Source organism: Mycobacterium sp. UM_Kg1, assembly GCF_000972925.1.
GTDB classification, from domain to species: domain Bacteria; phylum Actinomycetota; class Actinomycetes; order Mycobacteriales; family Mycobacteriaceae; genus Mycobacterium; species Mycobacterium hiberniae.
This window is the reverse complement of sequence record NZ_JRMK01000328.1, coordinates 1-801: the sequence shown is the minus strand read 5'-3', so window position 1 is coordinate 801 and position 801 is coordinate 1. Positions and strand designations below refer to the sequence as shown.

Below are 801 nucleotides of genomic sequence, written 5' to 3'. Positions count from 1 at the left end.
CGGGGTCGTCTTTGAAGTAGTTGGCCACCACCTGCAGCATCTGCGCGTGGTGGGTCTCCAGCCCGATACCGTCCGGCGCCTTGGCGTTGTTCCAGAAGGCATCCCAAGCGTGGTTCCCAGCGGAGTTGACGAAGTAGTTCCACGGGAAGCCCGCGTCGATGTTGGGCAGCCCGCCGGTCTGCACCGCCCAGTCCGGCGCCCCCACCCCGCCGAACGCGGTGCCGTAGAGGTCCTGGTGCATGTAGATGTTGCTGGTGACGCCGTGATTGGCCAGCGTCTGCACGGTCTGGGCAATCGAGGCCAGATAGTCGTAGTCGTAGACCCCGGGCTGCGGCTCGACCGCAGACCAGATCAGGCCCAGCTGAATATTGTTGAAGCCGTTGGCGGCCAGGAACGCCGCATCGTCGTCGCCGAATCCGTTGGCTGACAACTCATAGGGCGCCACCTTGTTCACGTGGTCGAAGCCGTGCAGGATCACCACGCGGCCGTCACTGTCGATCAGCCAGGAACCGGCCGTCGAGTACCCACCGGTCCCGCCCCCGCTCAGCGCAACACCGGTGCCGAACTGGCCGACGTCACCATGGGATCCGAACATGAACAGGCTGCCGTCGCCGCCGGTACCGCCCAGTGCGGGCAACCGGGTGGCAACCCCACCGACACCGCTGGTACCGGCATCGCCACCGTCACCACCACCGCCGAACAGGCCGACCGCACTGCCGCCGTCCCCACCGTGCCCGCCGTCGACGCCATCACCACCGGCACCGCCGGCACCACCGATGCCGAACAGCCAGCCACCGGCAC

1 protein-coding gene and 1 pseudogene are annotated in these 801 nt (G+C 67.3%); one reads left to right on the top strand and one right to left on the bottom strand.

The window, feature by feature from the left end:
- Nucleotides 1-595, bottom strand: a pseudogene (locus LI92_RS24055) (cellulase family glycosylhydrolase); the annotation flags it as partial.
- Here LI92_RS24055 and LI92_RS24190 point away from each other — a divergent pair.
- A partial coding sequence (locus LI92_RS24190) for a hypothetical protein (RefSeq protein ID WP_204368906.1) occupies nt 581-801 on the top strand: 221 nt, incomplete at its 3' end. The pseudogene LI92_RS24055 and the gene LI92_RS24190 overlap by 15 nt on opposite strands.